Annotated in this window: 1 pseudogene; it reads right to left on the bottom strand. The window is 46.8% G+C overall.

Going from position 1 to position 1,430, the window contains the following annotated elements:
• Nucleotides 1-1,277 (bottom strand): annotated as a pseudogene (locus tag I5W_RS32885) (hypothetical protein); the annotation flags it as partial.
• Between the last annotated feature and the right edge of the window lie 153 nt (nucleotides 1,278-1,430).

Raw genomic sequence — 1,430 nt, 5'->3', positions numbered from 1 at the left:
TCAATTATATTATTCTCTTGTGACGCCGCTTGCTCAACGCATCTCTTCCAAGAGACCCATAGATAGTCTGCTTCGGCCCTATCGCGGATCCATCTTAAGCCCTCCACATCTCTAAAATTATCAAGAAAATTTGGAATAAAATTGGGCATAGAAAAAGGTGAGGCTGGTTGAGGGTCAGGCCTTTTATTTGATGAACTATGAAATCCGTTCAATTTTCTAAAATTCGTTTCGCCACCATATAAGCAGAAGAATAAATAGGCTCTAATGAGCTGATTATTCCTTGCTTGCTCCGGTATGTGGTACTGAAGGAAAAAGCTCTCAAGGTCTGTTTTCCATCGATGGACCGGTGGCACAACGTGACGTCTTAGATAACGACAAATCGCGGAATACGTACTTCTAGTACTTACCCAAGGTGAATCCCCCAACATCTTACGGCGATACCATCGATAGCGTTTTTTTTGGGCTAGATTCCGCACTATCGTGTCGACAAATTCCGTGGAGGATCGCTTCAAGGACGTGTGGTGAACCGTGACTACACGATTTTCTGAGGACGACCAGCTATCAAACACAGAGGGAACTTCAGTCCGAAATACTTTTGACCAATATTGGATTGCCCTGTCGGTTTCGGCTTTTTGGTCGATCGCGCCTTTCAAATAAATATGGGTACCACAACGTGTCAGCCATTTTGTATAGTCACGAAAGACTTGTACTTCTTCATTTGAGATCGTTGGGGAGCGCGATGCTTGTAGGCTGAGTAGCTCCTGTCTTCTGCAGGTGCAAAAACCTGCTCCCCCAATGATGGATCGATCTATTCCGTCAAGAAATGGCTTTCCGCACTTGCAGGCATCTTCCAGGGACTCGTCGTGTATTGGACATCGCCGTAAGGCTTCTAGCGACATCAGCACAGTGTGATAACCGGCATTCAGACATTTTGGGCAAAACCGAAGACTGGGAAGAAAGAGCGAATCCTTCAGCGGCAACCCTCCCAGGTGGGAAAACCTCAAGTCGTTGATGGAGATCCGACAGAGTCTAGCTACACGGTTCAGATTGATTTGAAGTTTTCCTGGAACTTGAGCCCACGGTCTTTGGGCAAGCTTTTTTTCGCCAATGGGGATGCAAAAATCAGCTTGAAATTCATCTAACGTCGGACCGTTGAGAACTACAAAACGGTGCAGGGTAAGCCATACCGACTGAAAATCCTTGCTGGCCCAGTCGCCCCAGGCCACCCTGTAAAAGGTGGATTTTGTTTTCTCCTGATATGCCGATCTTATTCTCATACCCGCCCCCTGTCAGGTTTCTTACGCAGGAAGGCCGCGGTAACAAGTTGGAGATGGCGGTCAAGAGCTGTTTTCGCGATGATTTCTGCAAGTGACTTTTCGGAGCATAATTCGTCCCAATTTTCACCAGCTGCATTGCCTTCAGAATAGCTC

This window comes from Herbaspirillum sp. B65, from assembly GCF_000333555.1.
In the GTDB taxonomy this organism is placed as follows: domain Bacteria; phylum Pseudomonadota; class Gammaproteobacteria; order Burkholderiales; family Burkholderiaceae_D; genus Herbaspirillum; species Herbaspirillum rubrisubalbicans.
This window is presented reverse-complemented; position numbering and strand designations above follow the sequence as displayed.